Below are 15530 nucleotides of genomic sequence, written 5' to 3'. Positions count from 1 at the left end.
AAAAAAAATCAACACGTTATTAAGGGATGGTGTCTCCTCTGTTTTTCCGTTTTGCACTGAACCCTTTTTCTCCGGCGAATCATGCGCGCTCTTTCCCAGTCCATACGTATCAAAGGTCTTTCCATCACCCCTCCCCTTGTGCTGGCGCCCATGGCCGGGCTTACCCATTCGGCCCTCAGGCGGCTCATCCTCGAACTGGGCGGGGTGGGTCTGCTCTCCACGGAGATGCTGGCGGCCACCCGGCTGCCCATGGAGAACGCGGCCCTCTCCCCCTATCTGGTCCGCACCGAAGCGGAGAGGCCTCTTTCCTATCAGCTCCTGGTTTTTCGCGAAGCGGACGTGGCACCGGCCATTGCCAGGCTCCATGCCCTGGGCGCGGACGCCATTGACCTGAATCTGGGGTGCCCCGCGCCCACGGTGCGGCGCATGGGCGCGGGCAGCCGGCTCATGGAGGCGCCGGCCACGGTGCGGGCCCTGGTGGCGGCGGCGCGCCGGGAAACCGATCTGCCCCTTACCGCCAAAATCCGGCTGGGCGAGAGTCTGGACGAGAAAAAACTTCGCGATTTCTGCCTGATGCTCGCCGGCGAGGGCATCGAGCTGCTTACCGTGCATGGGCGGCTCCGCGGGGAGCCATTCAGTCGCAGGCCGCGCTGGGCTTGGATCGGCAAGGTGAAGGGCTGGCTGAACATCCCGGTCATTGCCAACGGCGGTATTTTCTCCTTGGCGGATGCGGGAAGCTGCCTGGCCGAATCAGGAGCGGACGGGCTGATGATCGGCAGGGCCGCGGCCCGCACCCCCTGGCTCTTCGCCGAGATCGCCCGCGAAGTGTATGGGGCGGACCTTGCCCTGCCAGTGGTGAGGAAGCCGCGGATCTATCTGCGCTATGTGGAGCTGCTCGCCGAGAGTTTTCTGCCGGAACGTCGCCTGGGCCGGCTCAAGGAGTTCAGCCATTACTTTGCCGCAAACTATCGGTTCGGACATCGTCTGGCCTCGGCGGTGCAGTCCAGCGGAACCGTGGCGGAGGCAAGGGCGCGGGCCGTGGAGTTTTTCCGGCGCAACGATCCGGAGAATCTGCCCGATGAATTCGCTTAATGGCGGGAGAGAAGCTCGAAGATATCCTCTTTGAGATCGGCAAGGTCATCCACCCCCAGATGGAGGTTGTCCAGGGTGGCCGCATGCCGTTCCGCCCACTCCTCCAGGTCCCATTCTCCCTCGATGATCCGGTGCACCTTGCCGATGGAAAAATCGTAGAGGTAGGCGAGATAGTCGGCCATCTGGATCAGGGCGATGAGCTTGAGGGGCACGTTCTTGTGTCCGGAGGGATTTGAGGCATGGTGGTGGATGATCGCCTTGCAGACCTCCTCCGGCACGGACCAGGACTTTGCCAGAAGCCCGCCGATCACGCAATGGTCCGAGCCGATGAGCCTGTCCTCCTCTTCGATGATGTCGCGCTTATGGCTCAGGGCAAAGGGGACAACGGGCCGGTAGTCGGCGCTTCTTTTCAGCAGAATCGGAATGGCGATGTCGTGAAAAAGCCCGGCCATGTATGCCTGATCCGGGGTAATGCCTTCGGCGAGCAGGAGGCCGCGGATGGACCTGGCCAGAGCCTCGGCAGCCACGGCGCAATGGAGGGAATGTTCCCAGAAGACCTTCTCTTCTTCGCTGTTGCCTCCGAGTTTCTCCTGCAGGCAGGCGGTGAGCACCACCTTGCGGAAGTTCTCGAGCCCCATGAGGGTGAGGGCCTGGATGATGGAATCCACCTTCTTGGCCAGGCCGAAGAAGGGTGAATTGATCACGTTGATCACCCGGGCGGACATGCTGGCGTCCTGACTCACCAGGCTGGCGATGCGGGGAAAGCTGGGATGCTCCTGCCGCAGCTCCTTGTTGATTTCGATGACAATGCCGGGCTGGGTCGGCAGGGTGATCTTGCCGACGATTTTTTTTGCCTGGCAGAGTCTGTGTTCATCAAAGGATAGGGTCATCGGCTCCTCTCTTTTTTCAGGAATGATTCATTCTACCCGCCTTGGGGAAAAAGTCTACCTTTTCGGCTGGTTATCCAAGAGAAGAACCGCATTTTTTTTGCCGCCGCCACTGTCGGAAAAGAACCCCGTAGACAAGGGCGTTTCCCAGGAGAACCAGAACGCCCAGGCCGATGAACACCGGACGGGGCACTCCCTGGGGAAAGAGCAGCTCCGGGTAGACGAGGGGCATGAGGTAATGGTCGATGAAGCTTTCCTGGTAGCCTGCCAGATCGCCCTTTTCCCGGAAGCGGTTTTCAAGGATGGTCAGAGGGCAGAGCGTGCCGGCAATCTCGATGCCGGCTCCCCAGAGGGCGGCGGGAATCTGCAGCCAGGCGAGCCACGGCCGGCGCCAGGCCAGCAGGGCTCCGAACCCGGCAAAGAGGATGAAGAGGAGGTGGAACAGGACGCAGATGTCGGCGAGTACCCGGTAGATCATGGCCGGGAAGGGTCCGTCGTCCGGGCGGATCCGCGCCGCTGCCGCCATTTGTAGAGTTCGTGCCCGCAAAAGAGCAGCAGGGGGAAGGGAAAAAGGATCCAGAGATCGGCGAGCGGCACATGCGCGGTGTTGAACACCTTCTGCACCGGAGCCACGTTCAGGAGCAGCCAGACCCAGCAGAGTTCCGCGGCCATGGCGAGAAGCAGCAGGCGGTTCGCGAAAAACCCCACGCTGAAGGCGGAGAACTCCCAGCTGCGCAGAGTCCAGACGTTGAGGAGCTGACAGGAAACGGCGCCGAGCAGGGTCATGGTCATGGCCTGCCGATGCAGGAGGGGGTCGACAAGATCAACGGTGCCGTACCGCCAGCCGTGCAGGAGCAGAAAAGAGAGAAAGGCGGCCATGGCGGCGGCGGCTTCGATGGCGCCCAAAAAAAAGTAGCCGCGCTTGAATACCTCCCAGTCGAGGATCTTTTCCCCCTTGCCCACCGGCGGCCGGTTCATGATGTTTTTTTCCGGCCCTTCGCTGCCCAGGGCCAGGCCCGGCAGCATATCGGTCCCGAGATCGATGGAAAGGATCTGGATCACCGAGAGGGGCAGGGGGATCTTCAGGAAGAATTGCAGGATGTAGGGGACGATCTCGGGCACGTTGGAGGCGAGGATGTAGGTGACGAATTTCTTGATGTTGAAATAGACGGTGCGGCCTTCCTCGATGGCGGTGACGATGGAGGAGAAGTTGTCGTCGAGCAGCACCATGTCAGCCGCCTCCTTGGCCACCTCGGTGCCGGCAAGCCCCATGGCGATGCCGATGTCGGCCTTTTTCAGGGCCGGGGCGTCGTTGACCCCGTCGCCGGTCATGGCCACCACCTCGCCGTTGTTCTGCAGGGCCGTGGCGATGCGCAGTTTTTGGCCGCTGGCCATTCTGGCGAAGAGTACGGTTTGGTCGGCAAGGATCCGTTCCAGCTCTCCATCGCGGAGCTTTTCCAGCTCCTGGCCGGTGATGACCCGCTCGAAATCCATGCCGATTCGTTGGGCAATGGCCGCAGCGGTGCGCGGGTTGTCGCCGGTGATCATCATGGTGCGGATGCCGGCGCTCTTGCAGGTGGACAAGGCCCCGTACACCTCGGCTCTGGGCAGGTCCATGATGGCGACGAGCCCGAGCAGGGTCAGCTCTTCCTCGGCTTCCTTTCTGCCCCGGGCAATGAGCAGGACCCGGAAGGCCTGATTTTCAAAGGCGTCCGCCCGGGCCAGGGCCGCCTGCCGTCCGGCCTGGTCCAGGGGCTGTTCCCCGCCGTCGCCGGCCAGGAAGGTCGTGCATCTGGGCAACAGCACTTCCACCGCGCCCTTGGCGAAAAGCCAGGTTTTTTCCCCTTCCTGATAAACGCTGGACATCATCTTGCGTTCACTGGTGAAGATGAATTCCCGTTTCTTTTCCATGGCGGGCGCCGTGATTCCCCTTTTGCCCGCCGCCGCGACAATGGCCAGTTCGGTCGGATCCCCGCGCAGGCCTTCGGCGTCGATGCTGGCCCGGCAGTTGAGCAGCCCCGCTGTGAGCAGAGCGGCGAGGCGCTGCTCGCTGCTGTCGTTTGCCTGGGCAAAGGAGAATTCGCCCGCCTCGCGATAGCCTTCCCCCGAGATGCCCACCTCCTCGCCACCGGCGAGCCAGATGAGTTTGAGGGTCATCTCGTTTCTGGTCAGGGTGCCGGTCTTGTCGGTACAGATCACCGTGGCACTGCCCAGGGTTTCCACCGAATCGAGATTCTTGATCAGAGCGTTGCGTCTGGCCATGCGCTGGCTGGCCAGGGAGAGGGAGAGGGTGATGGTGGGCAGCAGCCCTTCGGGCACGTTGGCGACGATGAGGGAGAGGGCGAAGATCGAGGCCATGAGGCTGCCCTTGCCCGAGAAGAGACCCAGGGCAAAGAAGACGCCGCCCATGAGCAGGGCGATCATCGTCAGGATCCGGGTGATGTGGATGATCTCCCGCTGCATGGGGGTGAGGGTGGTGCGCACGTTCTTGGTGAGGCTGGCGATTTTGCCGAACTCCGTGGCGCTGCCCGTGGCGCTGGCCACCGCCAAGCCGCTGCCGGCAAGCACGGTGGTGCCGGCAAAAACCATGTTCCTGGCATCGAGGGCCCTTTTCGCCTTGCCCGGCTCGGCGCTGCGGGCGGCGGGCGCGGATTCGCCGTTGAGGGAGGCAAGATTGAGGTAGAGGGAGCTGGCGGCAAGCAGGATCCCGTCCGCCGCCACCTTGTCGCCCTCTTCCAGGAGCATGAGGTCGCCGGGCACCAGATGCTGGGCCTCGATTTGCGCCACTTCGCCGTCGCGCCTCACCGAGACCAGGGTGGGCATCAGCCTGAGCAGGGCCTCCATGGCCTTGTCCGCCCGGTATTCCTGCCAGAAGGTGAAGGTGGCGTTGATGACCACCGCGGCCAGGATCGCGTAGCCCAGCATGTCGCTGCCCTGGCCGGGCAGGTAGTGGTCGGCGATGAAGGAGAGCAGGGCGGCCACTTCGAGCAGGATGGCAAAAAACTGGATGTACTGACCGCAGTAGGCAAGCAGGTAATTTTTTTTCGCGGCCCGCTCCAGGACATTGGGGCCGAATTCACGCAGGCGTCTGGCGACCAGAGCGGAGGAGAGGCCGTTTTCCGAGGTCTTCAGCCGCCTCAGGAGCGCGGATTTTTCCAGGTTGAAAAGCTGCATCACCTTTCATCCCGGCTATAAAAGGCAATGGTGTTCACCGGCGTGTAACGGAAGAGGCGGGCAATGGGCTTTTCCCGCCAGAAGAGAGAAAAGCGCGACAGCCTTCTCCCGCCGATGATCATCAGGCCAAACTCGTGGTGCGCCACATGGTGGAGGATCTGGTCGATCTCGTTTGCCGCCAGGGCATGCTTGAGACGCAAGGGTACGGCCATGAGCGCGAAGCCTTTGGCGTAATGGCCGAGCCGTTCGTTGATTTTCTGGAACAACTCCCTGGTGGCGCCGATGTCCAGCCGGGCCAGGCGACGGTTGCCGGCCAGGGTGATGCTGTAGATCTCGGTTGCCGCGGCGAAGGTCTTGGCCATGGCGGCGGCGAAGACGAATTTTTTCACGGAGAGGCGGTCTTCCTTGATGGGCAGCAGGATATTCTCGGCCAGGAAGGCCGCGTCCACATGCGCCACCCGGACAATGGCCAGGTCGACCGGCAGGGGGAGACGGCTGAGCTTGTCGCTGAGGGAGTTTTCAAAAAAGCGTTTGCGCATCCTGGTGCTTAAGAAGAGGATGTCCGCATTGGTTTTCTGGAGATGGGCCTGGATGGCCGGGGCCGGTTCCCCCTGCAGGAAGAGGCGTTCAACCTTCACTTGGTACTGTTCGGCCGCTTCCTCGATGGCCGCCATGCTCGTTTCCACCTCTTCCCGGCGGTCGTCGGGATTGAGGACATGGAGCAGGGTCAGGCTGTAGTCGAAGAGGGCGGCGTAGCGCAGGGCATAGAGCGCCGCGATGTCCGAGGTGACGAGGCCGTTGACTGCTGCGATGACCTTCATGCGACTCCCCCCTGTTGAGTGTGGCCGGCCACGGGGGCAGGGGACAAGGAACCGCTTCTGCCGGAAAGAATGCGCCGCGACCAGGCCGCTGTTTTTTATTGTAGCGGAAAGGCCGGGTCTGGAGATAGGGGAAAAATCAGGCCAGGGAGGGGAAAAGGTTTTTGATGCCGTTGGTGATGAACTCCACGGCAATGGCGGCGAGAATGAGGCCCATGATCCGGGTGACGATGTTGATTCCTGTTTTGCCCAACCGCTTGGCGATGTAGGGCGCCGCCGACAGGGACAGGTAGATGGAGACGCCGATCAGGACAATGCCGGCGCTGCTGAGCAGGTAGCCGAGCATGCTTTTTGCCCGGTAGGCATAGACGATCACCGTGCTGATGGCGCCGGGTCCAGAGAGAAGCGGGATGGCCAGGGGGACCACGGCGATGGTTTCCCGCTCCGCGGTTTCCTCGGCCTCGTCGCTGGTGTGCGCGGCCCGGCTGGTTTTGGCCTGGAGCATGGAGGTGGCCATGAGCAGGAGAAGGATGCCGCCCCCCACCCGGAAGGAACCGATGGAAATACCGAAAAAGCGCAGGAGGAATTCGCCGGAGAGCAGGGCGACCAGCAGGATCGCCACCACGGCCACCGGGGTGATGCGCACGATCTGGTGCCGTTCTTCAGGCCGGTAGCCGTCGGTCAGGCTGATGTAGATGGGAATGGCGCCGATGGGGTTGACGATGGCGAAGAGGGTGATGATGAACTTGATATGTTCGGAAAGATCGGTCATGTCGTCTCTTTGCCTGTAGTGTCCGCCTGTCTGGAGATGTTTTTTGCCCCGGCCGCCTTGTTCGCATTGTATCGGAGAAGGGTGATTCCGCAAACAGTGATCCAGCCCGGGCGGGAAAAACAGGGGAGCTGTTCCGGCCTGCGGCGGCGGAGTCGGCGGACAGAAAAAAAGGGTCCCTGCTCGCACAGGGACCCTTGGAGAATCAAGCGATCAGATGAATTTACAGTGATTCCACATTGGCGGCGGCAGGTCCTTTCTGGCCATCGACGATGTCGAAGCGGACACGTTCGCCTTCCTGCAGTGTTTTGAAGCCCTTCTTCTGGATTGCGGAGTAATGTACAAAGACATCCTTGCCGTTATCCTGGGCAATAAATCCAAAACCTTTTGACTCGTTAAACCATTTGACAGTGCCTTCAAACATAGTGACTCCTTCGTTCCCTCATTGGAACACTTACTTGAACCCGCAGTATTTTCCCGCCGGCAAAAAAAAATACCGCACAACCGGATTTTGGTTTGTGCGGTGAACTTTTTATCCAAGCTAAAAAATACTGCACAATACGCTAACTAATTTTTTGATACCAAAAAGGTTGGAGAATAGCAAATAAAATTATTGAGGGGAAAAAACGAATGATTATGGGCGGAAATCAGGCCTTCTTTTCCAGGGCCAGCAGGAGAAGGGAATGTTCGCCGTCGCAAAAGGGAGCCAGCGCGTAGGTGCCGTACCGTGCTGTCGGCGTAAACCCGTGGTCGCGGAAAAGCCGCAGCCACTCTTCGGCGCCGTGGCCGAGGATTGTATAGGAATAGCGCCAGTCTTCGTCGGGCAAGTCCTTGCGAAACCGCAGGCGATAGCATTCCTCCATTTCCACCAGTCCTGAGTCTGGACGGCAGCGTTTGCTGATTTCCTTGATGAGCTTCGCCCCCTCCGGCAGGTCGAAAATCTGGAACTGGAAGCGTTTTTTCCCCTTCAGCTCGCGCAACTCCGCATCCGGGACATAGAGCTGCAGAAGCAGTTTGCCCCCGCTGGGAAGGAGGGGGGTGATTTCCTTCAGGCAGCGGCGTATCTTCTCGTCGCTGCCGAGAAGATTGAAGGTGTTGTACGGGGCGATGGCGGCGGCAAAAGGCCGGGAAAAGGCAAGCCGGCTCATATCCATGCAGGCATAGAGAGGAGCCGGTCCCGTCGTCGCCTCCTTCCGGCCGGAAGCCTCCCTGAGCATGGCCCAGGACAGATCGATGCCCGTCAGCCGGTGTCCGGCCCTGGCCAGTTCCCGGCTCATCCGGCCCGTGCCGCAGCCAAGTTCGAGAACACCGCCGGCCGCGGCAGGCAGATGCCGCAGATAGAAGGCAAGGTCTTCGCGGAAGCGGCCCAGCTCCACCTCATAGAAAAAGGTGTAGCGGTCATGGGCATAGATGCGGTCCTCCCGGATTCTGGAAGCAGTGCTCATGGGATCAGGGCGACGGCCTCATTCTGCCGGCCAGGGGAAGCCGTTCTGGTCGAAGCGCCAGTCGGCAAAGGCAAACATGTACGGGTGGTCGAGCCGGGTAAAGTGCCACTGGTTGCGGGTATTGAAGCGGATCAGCTCGTGCATCGCCGTAATATCGAGTTGCCAGCCGGCTTTTCCGCGCCGGAAAAAATAGGGAGGGGAACGGCGTTCTTCCGGCGGGAAGCGGACCACCGCCACCGCCCCGTCCGCAAAGGATTCCGCTTTGCCGATGACCGCAAGCAGGGCACGGTGTTCGTTGGCCTGCTGGCCGTCGGTGACAACCCATTTGCGGAAAAAGGTCCGGCTCTCTTCGGTGTACACGGCCAGCTCCGGATCCTTGACCCGGTCGCGGAGAACCTCGAGATAGACCAGGAGGGTTTCCCGGGGAGAGGGTTGCGGGGAATAGCTTGCGGCCGCCTTCTCCTTTTCGAGGGGCTGGCCCGCTTTGTCGCCGATCCCGGCGGCAATCTTCGCGCCTGCTCCGCCGGAGGGGTGCCGGAGCAGGCCGGGCCGGAGCGTAGCGGTGTCGATTTCCCCCCCCTCTCTTTCGATCTGGGCAACCAGCAATTCGATGGTCGCCTCAATCCCGGCGCCAACCATGCCCTGCTCGAAAAAGGGAAGCATCTGCTCGGTTTCGAGGCGGGCCACGAAGAGATCCGTGAAAAGGCCTTCCAGTTCGTAACCGACCTCAAGGCGCACCTGTCTGCCCACCGGGTCGATGAGGAAGAGGAGCTCCCGTCCCTGCCGGCGTTGGTCGGGGCGGGCAAGGGCCGCGAAGAGCCGTACCGCGCTCTGGTCGATATCCCGGGCCGGTTTCGGCAGGATCATGGTGGTGAGTCGGATGGCATAGGCCTCTTCCACGTTTTCGCAGATGGTGATCAGTCTTTCTTTTGCCGTGGCGTCGAGCAGGTTTGCCGGATCGATGATGGCCTTGTCCGCCGGGACGGCCACCTCGGAGCGGCTGCAGCCGCCCGCCGGCAGGGCGAGGGCGGCAAGGAGCAGGAGCAGAAAGGCGCGCAGGGATCGCCTGATTCCTTTTTGCCCGGCAGCCGGTGGGATCGCCATGGGGAGTGCCGCCGGCTGATCGTTCGGCCGCCTGTTCAAAACGCGGCGGCCCCCGGTGTCCGCGGGAAGGGAATGGCCTCGCGGATGTTGCCCATGCCGGTGACAAACTGGATGAGCCGCTCGAAGCCGAGGCCGAAGCCGGCATGGGGGGCGGTGCCGTAGCGCCTGAGATCCAGGTACCACTCGTAATCGGGCTGGTTGAGGCCAAGCTCCCGAATGCGGGCGAGCAGCGCTTCGTAGCGTTCTTCGCGCTGACTGCCGCCCACGATCTCGCCGATGCCGGGAACCAGGATGTCCATGGCCGCCACGGTTTTGGCGTCGTCGTTCACGCGCATGTAAAAGGGCTTGATGCTCTTGGGATAATCGCTGACGATGAGCGGCCGCTTGAACAGCTCTTCGCAGAGGAACCGTTCATGCTCCGACTGCAGGTCCGCGCCCCAGGCCACCGGAAAGCTGAATTCGCGGCCAGAGGCAAGCAGGCGTTCCACCGCCTCGCTGTAGGTGATGCGGGCGAAGTCACGGGAAAGCACCGCCTCAAGGCGGGCCGGCAGATTTTTGTCCACGAAGCCGGCAAAGAGGTTGAGGTCGTCGGCGCAGTTGTCCAGGGCGTAGCAGACCAGATACTTGATGAATTCCTCGGCCACGGCCATGTCCCTGGCCAGATCGCAGAAGGCCATCTCCGGTTCGATCATCCAGAACTCGGCCAGATGCCGGCTGGTGTTGGAGTTTTCCGCCCGGAAGGTGGGGCCGAAGGTGTAAACGTCGCCCAGGGCAAGGCAGTAGATCTCCGCTTCCAGCTGACCGCTCACCGTGAGGCTGGCCTGGCGTCCGAAGAAATCCTGACTGAAATCGGCGCGGTCACCTTTCCGGGGGAGCTTGTTGAGGTCCAGTGCGGTGACGGTGAACATTTCGCCGGCGCCTTCGCAGTCGCTGGTGGTGATGATGGGCGTATGCACGTACTGAAAGCCGCGTTCCTGAAAAAAGCGATGCACGGCAAAAGAGAGGGCGCTGCGGACTCGGGCCACGGCGCCCAGGCTGTTGGTGCGGGGACGCAGGTGGGCGATCTCCCGGAGAAACTCGAAGGAGTGCCGTTTTTTCTGCAGGGGATAGGTTTCCGGATCAGCCCAGCCGTAGACGACTATTTCGGCAGCCTTGAGCTCCACGTTCTGTCCCTTGGCCGGCGAGGCGGCAAGGGTGCCGCTGATTTTCACCGAGCAGCCGGTGGAGAGGCGGAGCACTTCCCGCTGATAATTGGCAAGGGTCGCCTCGGCAATGACCTGGAGGTTGCGGACCGAGGAGCCATCGTTGATCTCCAGAAAGGAAAACTCCTTGCTGTCCCGGCGGGTGCGGACCCAGCCGTTGATTTCCACGGCCTGGCCGATGGGTTGTTTGTCCAGCAGGGAGGCGATGCGAAAAGAAGGTGTCATGAAAATCCTCCGGGCTTGCGGGCAGGACGTCATTGTCCGTTGCAAAATCACAAAGTATGTATAATCATGGATTCTTTGCAATAGATTTTTTGCGGCGGGCCGCAGGGGAGGGAGCCCGGAAATATCGAGACGCTGGGAGAATGGGATGACAGAGACGCTCTACCGGTTGGAACCGGAACAATGCGCGCTGCTGGTGGTGGATGTTCAGGAGCGGATGATGCAGGCGATCCCGGATCGTGACGAGGTGGTGAAAAATTCCGTTCTTCTCATGAAGGCGGCCAACCTCCTCCGCATCCCGCTTGTGGCCACCACCCAGTACGTGGCCAGGATCGGCGAACTGCTTCCGGAGATACAGGCGGAACTTGGCGGGGTGGTGCCCCTGGACAAGCTGGAATTCGGTTGTTTCAACAACGCGGCAATTGCCGAGGCGATGAGGAAATTGCCCCGGCAGATCAATACCATCGTGGTCTGCGGGGTGGAGACCCATATCTGCATCTACCAGACGGTGCTGGGAGGGCTGCTTGCCGGCTACCGGATGTGGGTGCCGGCCGATGCGGTCAATTCCCGGACGGGGAAAAATTATCAGACCGGCCTCGCCCGGATCGGTGCCGTCGGCGGCGTGGTCGCCAATACCGAGATGATCGTCTACGAGTGGCTGCGCAAGGCGGGGACTCCTGCCTTCAAGGCCCTGTTGCCCTTTATCAAATAAAAGGGCTGCCTGGGGTTTCAGAGGCCGTTTCCTTTCCTGGAGACGGCCTTTTTTATTGATAAAAGAAGATTTTTTGCCTGGGTGTGTTGATTGTTTCGCGCAAAAACAGGTAGAACATAAAAGAACCGGGATGGCCCGGGATAAAAACAGGGGGAACGGGGCACCATGGAAGCGCGGGAAAAAGCGGGCAGCGAGGACGAACGGCGGCAACATGAGCGGATTGCCAAGAATCTGGCCGTCCGCTACACCAGGCTGGAAGACCTTCTTGATGAAGCTTCCCCTGAAAATGGCGAGCTCCTCGATCTGGGCGGCGGCGGCCTCTGTTTTCTCGCCGAGGCCCCCATTCCCCTGAGCACCCAGTTGGTCATTGTCCTGGAGTTTCCGGGTTGGCACGCGGAAAACGGCAAGTGGGTCGCCACCAAGGTCGAGGATGATGTGGGGGTCTTGCAGGCGGTGGGCCAGGTCTCCTGGGTGGCGGCCAGCCGTTCCAGGTCGGGCCGCTATGAAATCGGCGTTCAGTTTTCCGGGATGCTCGCTCCCTGAGCCCGGCTTGCCAACCGTCAATAATCGGTAAAGAAAAGCGACGGGCTGCCGATGGGGATCTTGCTGGGAAAGTAAGCAAGGCAGGTGCCGTTGAAAGTCGCAGGAGGAAACGATGTCCACAGCGAGCAAGTCGGAAGTCAATCTTGAGATAAGTACCGGGTTCTTCCGGATTTCCACGGACAAGGTGGTCTACAATATCACGGTGCTCGACGGGCCGGAAACCGGCGCCAACCGGGTGGCGAAGCAGATCGTGGCCGCGGAGGGGCGGCGGGCCCAAGGCGGCGCCCCTCCGGAGTCGTTGCCGGAAATCGATCTGAACAAGCTTTCCTCCGGGGTGGGGCCTGACGACTACTACAAAAAGATCTCCACGGACATCTTCAACGATATCGGCAAACTGGCCAAGAGTCTCAGCTCGACCATGGGAGAGATTCCCGCCGAAGACCGCCGACTGAAACGGGTCGAACTGGACGAGGCGGGAGAAAAGATCGAGGATGCCAAGAACCAGCTCCACGACATCGTCTCCATGACGGAAAAGGCCACCATGGAGATCATGGATCAGGTGGAGAAGGTGCAGCGCCAGACCGACGGGGTCAAGGAGCTTCTCTCCCTGCTGAAAAATCATCCCGCCTTCCAGGTTACCGGTGAGGAGCCAGAGGCGAGCGGAGGGGTGCCCGGGGCCGCGGTCACCCTGCAGGCCTTGCAGGAGAAAATTGCCCAGGCCAACAGCCTGGTGGCTTCCCTGCAGGGGGAAGAAGGCGCGGGGGATGACCAAGGCCGGCAAAGCGGGGAAGAGCCGGACGATCAGAGCGAAGCCCTGCCCGGGCCTCCCGACGAACCAGAGCCCCGGCTGGTGACCCGCAGCCGTTATCTCTTCGCCATCGACACCATCTTCCAGACCATGTATGAGCTCTGCACCAACGAGACCGTGAAAACCCATATCAGCGGCGCGCGGAAAAAGGCTGGCGAGATCTTTGCCAACGACGCCTTCATCGAGAGCCTGAACGACAAGGTCAAGGATCTGGCGCCGGACAGCGACAACTTTTTCACCGTGCCGCTTTCCGATGTGCTGCAATCCCTGCTCGCCGCCTGCGCGGACAGCAAGATCCAGAATCTTCTCAAGAAGATGGATCTGAACCAGAAGGAGATCTTCCTGGATCAGAGCCTGCCTTTGGAGGTGCCGCCCGCCGAAGAGATCGAAGAGACCCTGTCTGTTTCCACCGATGCGGGGCCGGAGGATGCGGATGCCACCGTTCTGGAGATTCCGGTGCTGAATTCTTCCGCCCGGGGCGCCGATCCGCGGGTGGCCGAGCTTTCCGTGATGCTTGCCGAGAGCCAGGGTCTGCTTGCGGAGCTTGAGACGGAGCTGGTCGCGCTGCCTCCCTGCCGGGAGGCGGAGATGAGCATGATGAGCATGGCGGACCAGAAGGAGATTTTCAGCAAGATCGAAGACGCCTTCCATGTGACCGCCTCCATCACCGAGGATGTCACCCGGATCACCGAAGCCCTGAGTTTCCAGGATCTCTCCGGGCAGCAGATCCTGAAAATCATCAAGCTGCTCACCGACTTCCAGGTGCAGCTCCTGGCCATTGTCGTTTCCTTCGGCTCCCAGCTGAAGCACAAGGAGGAGCATGCCGAGATCTCGGTGGAGGAAAGCAAGCGCCTGGCCCAGGAGGATGTGGACAAGTATCTCAAATCCATGACCACCGAGCAGGTGGGCGGGGAAGGAACCCTGGATCAGAACGCGGTGAACAGTCTTCTCGCGGAGATGGGTTTTTAGCCGATTTTTGCCATTCCGAGCCAAAGGCCAGCCTTTGCGCTGGCCTTTTTTATTTGCGCGGAGCCAGATTTCTGGAGATGAAATCTCCGGCCAGCAGCGCCACCTCCCGCTCCCGGCCGAGGAAGAAATGGTCGGTCCCGGAAAGTATCCGGCATTCGCCGGCGGCGGCCAGGCCGATGTCCGCCGTGGCCAGGAGAAGATCCTCTGCCGCTTTTACGACCAGGCCGGGCATGGCAAGGGTGCGAAGGCGGCTGAAGTCGTGTTCGTCCAGGGGCGGGGCGATGGCGGTGTAGCTGCGGACCGCGCCGTCGAGGGCGGCCAGGCCGATGAAGGCGCCGAAGGAGTAGCCGACCAGATGTACGCCGGCAAAGTAGCGGCGGCAGTAAGCGAGCACCGCGGCGGTGTCGGCGATGACTTCGGTAAATGTTCCTCCCTGATCAAGCCGATGCCAGTATTCAAAGAGGGGCAGATCCGGCTCCGGCCTGAAACTGTTGCCCACGGCCCGGTAGTCGAAGATGAGAACGGGGAGGCCCAGGGCTGCGCAGTGCGCGGCCACGGCCTGCACCACGTTGTTTTCCATGTTCCCGGCCAGGAGCGGATGCGGCGGGCAGATGAGCACCCCTGCCGACGGCGTCCCGCCCTCCTGGTAGAAGAGGCTGCCGGCAAGCGTCCCTTCCGGGACGGGGATGGAAACCGCCAGGCAATGCAGGAGCGCGGCCATCAGTAAACCCCCTCGCTCTTGCCGGCAATGGCCTGCTGGATCGGCGCCACTTCGGTAAGGGCATTGCCTTCGGCATCCGCATAACAGGCCGTGTCCCGTTCCAGCAGGTTGATAAGAAGGAAGGAGGCGTCCAGACGGTGCGCCACCACCCGGCCACGCTCACCGGCGGACAGGGTGACGGTCAGGTCCGCCTGCCCGGTTTTGCCATCTGTCGCCAGGGGAACAAGCTGTAGCCAGAGGGCAGGGTCGTCCCGCAGATAGACCGGGCTCTGGCCGGGCATTGGTGGTTGATGCTCAAAAAGCACCCCGAGCAAGCTGTTGCCGTATCCGGGCAGCACCACGGCGCCTGGGAAAAGTTCGTGGCGGATGGTATCCGAATCGGCGACGGGCAAGGCCATGCCGCCCAGGTGGATGCCGCGGATCCGCTGCCGGGCGCTTGCGCTCATCCGGGCGGCCAGGGCAAGGAGCAGGGGCGGGGTGATGAAGAGCACCTCGATCTCCTGGGTCTCCACGATGTTCATGGCCTGGTCCAGGACATGCTCCAGGTAGAGCGTAAAGCCGAGGGAGCCTTTGGCCTGGCGTTTGATCCAGCGCACGTCGCAGTCCACGGAAAAAGGTTCGAGACTGCCCAGACGCCGGGCCATGGCCCGGGCGCTCTGGCCGATGATGTGCGGGCCGGAAGGGCCGACAAAGAGCCAGTCGCCGCCCTTGGGAAAATTGCGGACCGCGGCGGCCCGCTCCCAGGAATCGAGAAAAGCGGCGGCAAATTCGGCGGGCCGGTAGACCCGACGGCAGGGCGCGCCGGTGGTGCCGCCGGTTTCGGCAAGGAGCATCCCGGCCAGTTCGCCATGGAACCGTCTGGGGATAAAATCCCTGAGGGGCCGGGTGCGCAGGGCCTCTTTGTCCATGGGTCCGAAGAGGTACAGGGCCTCCCTGCTTCTGATTTCGCCGCGGGCGTCAATACCCAGCCGCTTTTCCTTCTCCAGCCAGTAGGAAGTACCGAAGCGTGGGTCAAAATGGATGTTGATGATCTCTTCGATCAGGGGGCCGGACAGGGGCATTGC

At 61.6% G+C, this 15530-nt stretch carries 15 protein-coding genes; 4 read left to right on the top strand and 11 right to left on the bottom strand.

Going from position 1 to position 15530, the window contains the following annotated elements; all coding sequences use genetic code 11:
- The first annotated feature begins 81 nt into the window (after positions 1-81).
- On the top strand, positions 82-1092 hold the full coding sequence (locus ACUUL3_RS10310) for a tRNA dihydrouridine synthase (protein WP_448551060.1): 1011 nt from the start codon (positions 82-84) through the stop codon (positions 1090-1092).
- Here ACUUL3_RS10310 and ACUUL3_RS10305 read toward each other — a convergent pair.
- The 9 genes from ACUUL3_RS10305 to asnS form a co-directional block, all read right to left on the bottom strand.
- Positions 1089-1982 (bottom strand): HDOD domain-containing protein, encoded by an 894-nt coding sequence (locus tag ACUUL3_RS10305; protein ID WP_448551058.1) that lies wholly within the window; start codon positions 1980-1982, stop codon positions 1089-1091. The two genes, ACUUL3_RS10310 and ACUUL3_RS10305, sit on opposite strands and share 4 nt — an antisense overlap.
- A 70-nt stretch (positions 1983-2052) precedes the next feature.
- Complete coding sequence (locus ACUUL3_RS10300; protein WP_448551056.1) at positions 2053-2505, bottom strand: DUF2784 domain-containing protein; 453 nt, start codon at positions 2503-2505, stop codon at positions 2053-2055.
- Positions 2454-5153 carry a cation-translocating P-type ATPase gene (locus ACUUL3_RS10295; RefSeq protein ID WP_448551055.1) on the bottom strand — a complete coding sequence of 900 codons (2700 nt, stop codon included), beginning with the start codon at positions 5151-5153 and terminating at the stop codon, positions 2454-2456. Before ACUUL3_RS10295 ends, ACUUL3_RS10300 begins: the two co-directional genes overlap by 52 nt.
- Positions 5153-5974 carry a universal stress protein gene (locus ACUUL3_RS10290; protein WP_448551052.1) on the bottom strand — a complete coding sequence of 274 codons (822 nt, stop codon included), beginning with the start codon at positions 5972-5974 and terminating at the stop codon, positions 5153-5155. The genes ACUUL3_RS10295 and ACUUL3_RS10290 overlap by 1 nt, the downstream gene beginning before the upstream one ends.
- 136 nt (positions 5975-6110) lie before the next feature.
- Positions 6111-6743: a YchE family NAAT transporter gene (locus tag ACUUL3_RS10285; protein WP_448551050.1), complete on the bottom strand. Its 633-nt coding sequence runs from the start codon at positions 6741-6743 to the stop codon at positions 6111-6113.
- A 220-nt stretch (positions 6744-6963) separates the two neighbouring features.
- A complete protein-coding gene (locus ACUUL3_RS10280) occupies positions 6964-7164 on the bottom strand; it encodes a cold-shock protein (protein ID WP_448551049.1) in 201 nt (66 codons plus the stop codon).
- Between the two features lie 223 nt (positions 7165-7387).
- Positions 7388-8185 (bottom strand): class I SAM-dependent methyltransferase, encoded by a 798-nt coding sequence (locus ACUUL3_RS10275; RefSeq protein WP_448551047.1) that lies wholly within the window; start codon positions 8183-8185, stop codon positions 7388-7390.
- 18 nt (positions 8186-8203) lie between these two features.
- Entirely contained in the window at positions 8204-9289 is a 1086-nt protein-coding gene (locus ACUUL3_RS10270) for a TPM domain-containing protein (RefSeq protein WP_448551045.1), read from the bottom strand.
- A gap of 35 nt (positions 9290-9324) precedes the next feature.
- Positions 9325-10716: an asparagine--tRNA ligase gene (gene asnS, locus ACUUL3_RS10265; protein WP_448551043.1), complete on the bottom strand. Its 1392-nt coding sequence runs from the start codon at positions 10714-10716 to the stop codon at positions 9325-9327.
- A gap of 145 nt (positions 10717-10861) precedes the next feature.
- Here asnS and ACUUL3_RS10260 point away from each other — a divergent pair, with 145 nt between their 5' ends.
- The 3 genes from ACUUL3_RS10260 (at position 10862) to ACUUL3_RS10250 (ending at position 13745) form a co-directional block, all read left to right on the top strand.
- Positions 10862-11425 carry an isochorismatase family protein gene (locus ACUUL3_RS10260; protein ID WP_448551041.1) on the top strand — a complete coding sequence of 188 codons (564 nt, stop codon included), beginning with the start codon at positions 10862-10864 and terminating at the stop codon, positions 11423-11425.
- A gap of 165 nt (positions 11426-11590) precedes the next feature.
- Positions 11591-11968: a PilZ domain-containing protein gene (locus ACUUL3_RS10255; protein ID WP_448551039.1), complete on the top strand. Its 378-nt coding sequence runs from the start codon at positions 11591-11593 to the stop codon at positions 11966-11968.
- Positions 11969-12080: 112 nt separating this feature from the next.
- Positions 12081-13745, top strand: a complete 1665-nt coding sequence (locus tag ACUUL3_RS10250; protein WP_448551037.1) for a protein phosphatase CheZ — start codon at positions 12081-12083, stop codon at positions 13743-13745.
- Between the two features lie 49 nt (positions 13746-13794).
- Here ACUUL3_RS10250 and ACUUL3_RS10245 read toward each other — a convergent pair whose 3' ends face one another.
- The gene (locus ACUUL3_RS10245) at positions 13795-14466 is read right to left on the bottom strand and encodes an alpha/beta hydrolase (RefSeq protein WP_448551035.1); all 672 of its coding nucleotides are present in this window, start codon (positions 14464-14466) and stop codon (positions 13795-13797) included.
- Complete coding sequence (locus ACUUL3_RS10240) at positions 14466-15527, bottom strand: hypothetical protein (RefSeq protein ID WP_448551033.1); 1062 nt, start codon at positions 15525-15527, stop codon at positions 14466-14468. Before ACUUL3_RS10240 ends, ACUUL3_RS10245 begins: the two co-directional genes overlap by 1 nt.
- Positions 15528-15530 lie beyond the last annotated feature (3 nt).

Source organism: Thiovibrio sp. JS02, assembly GCF_053485635.1.
The sequence above is the reverse complement of the archived record's forward strand: the minus strand, read 5'-3'. Positions and strand labels throughout refer to the sequence as shown.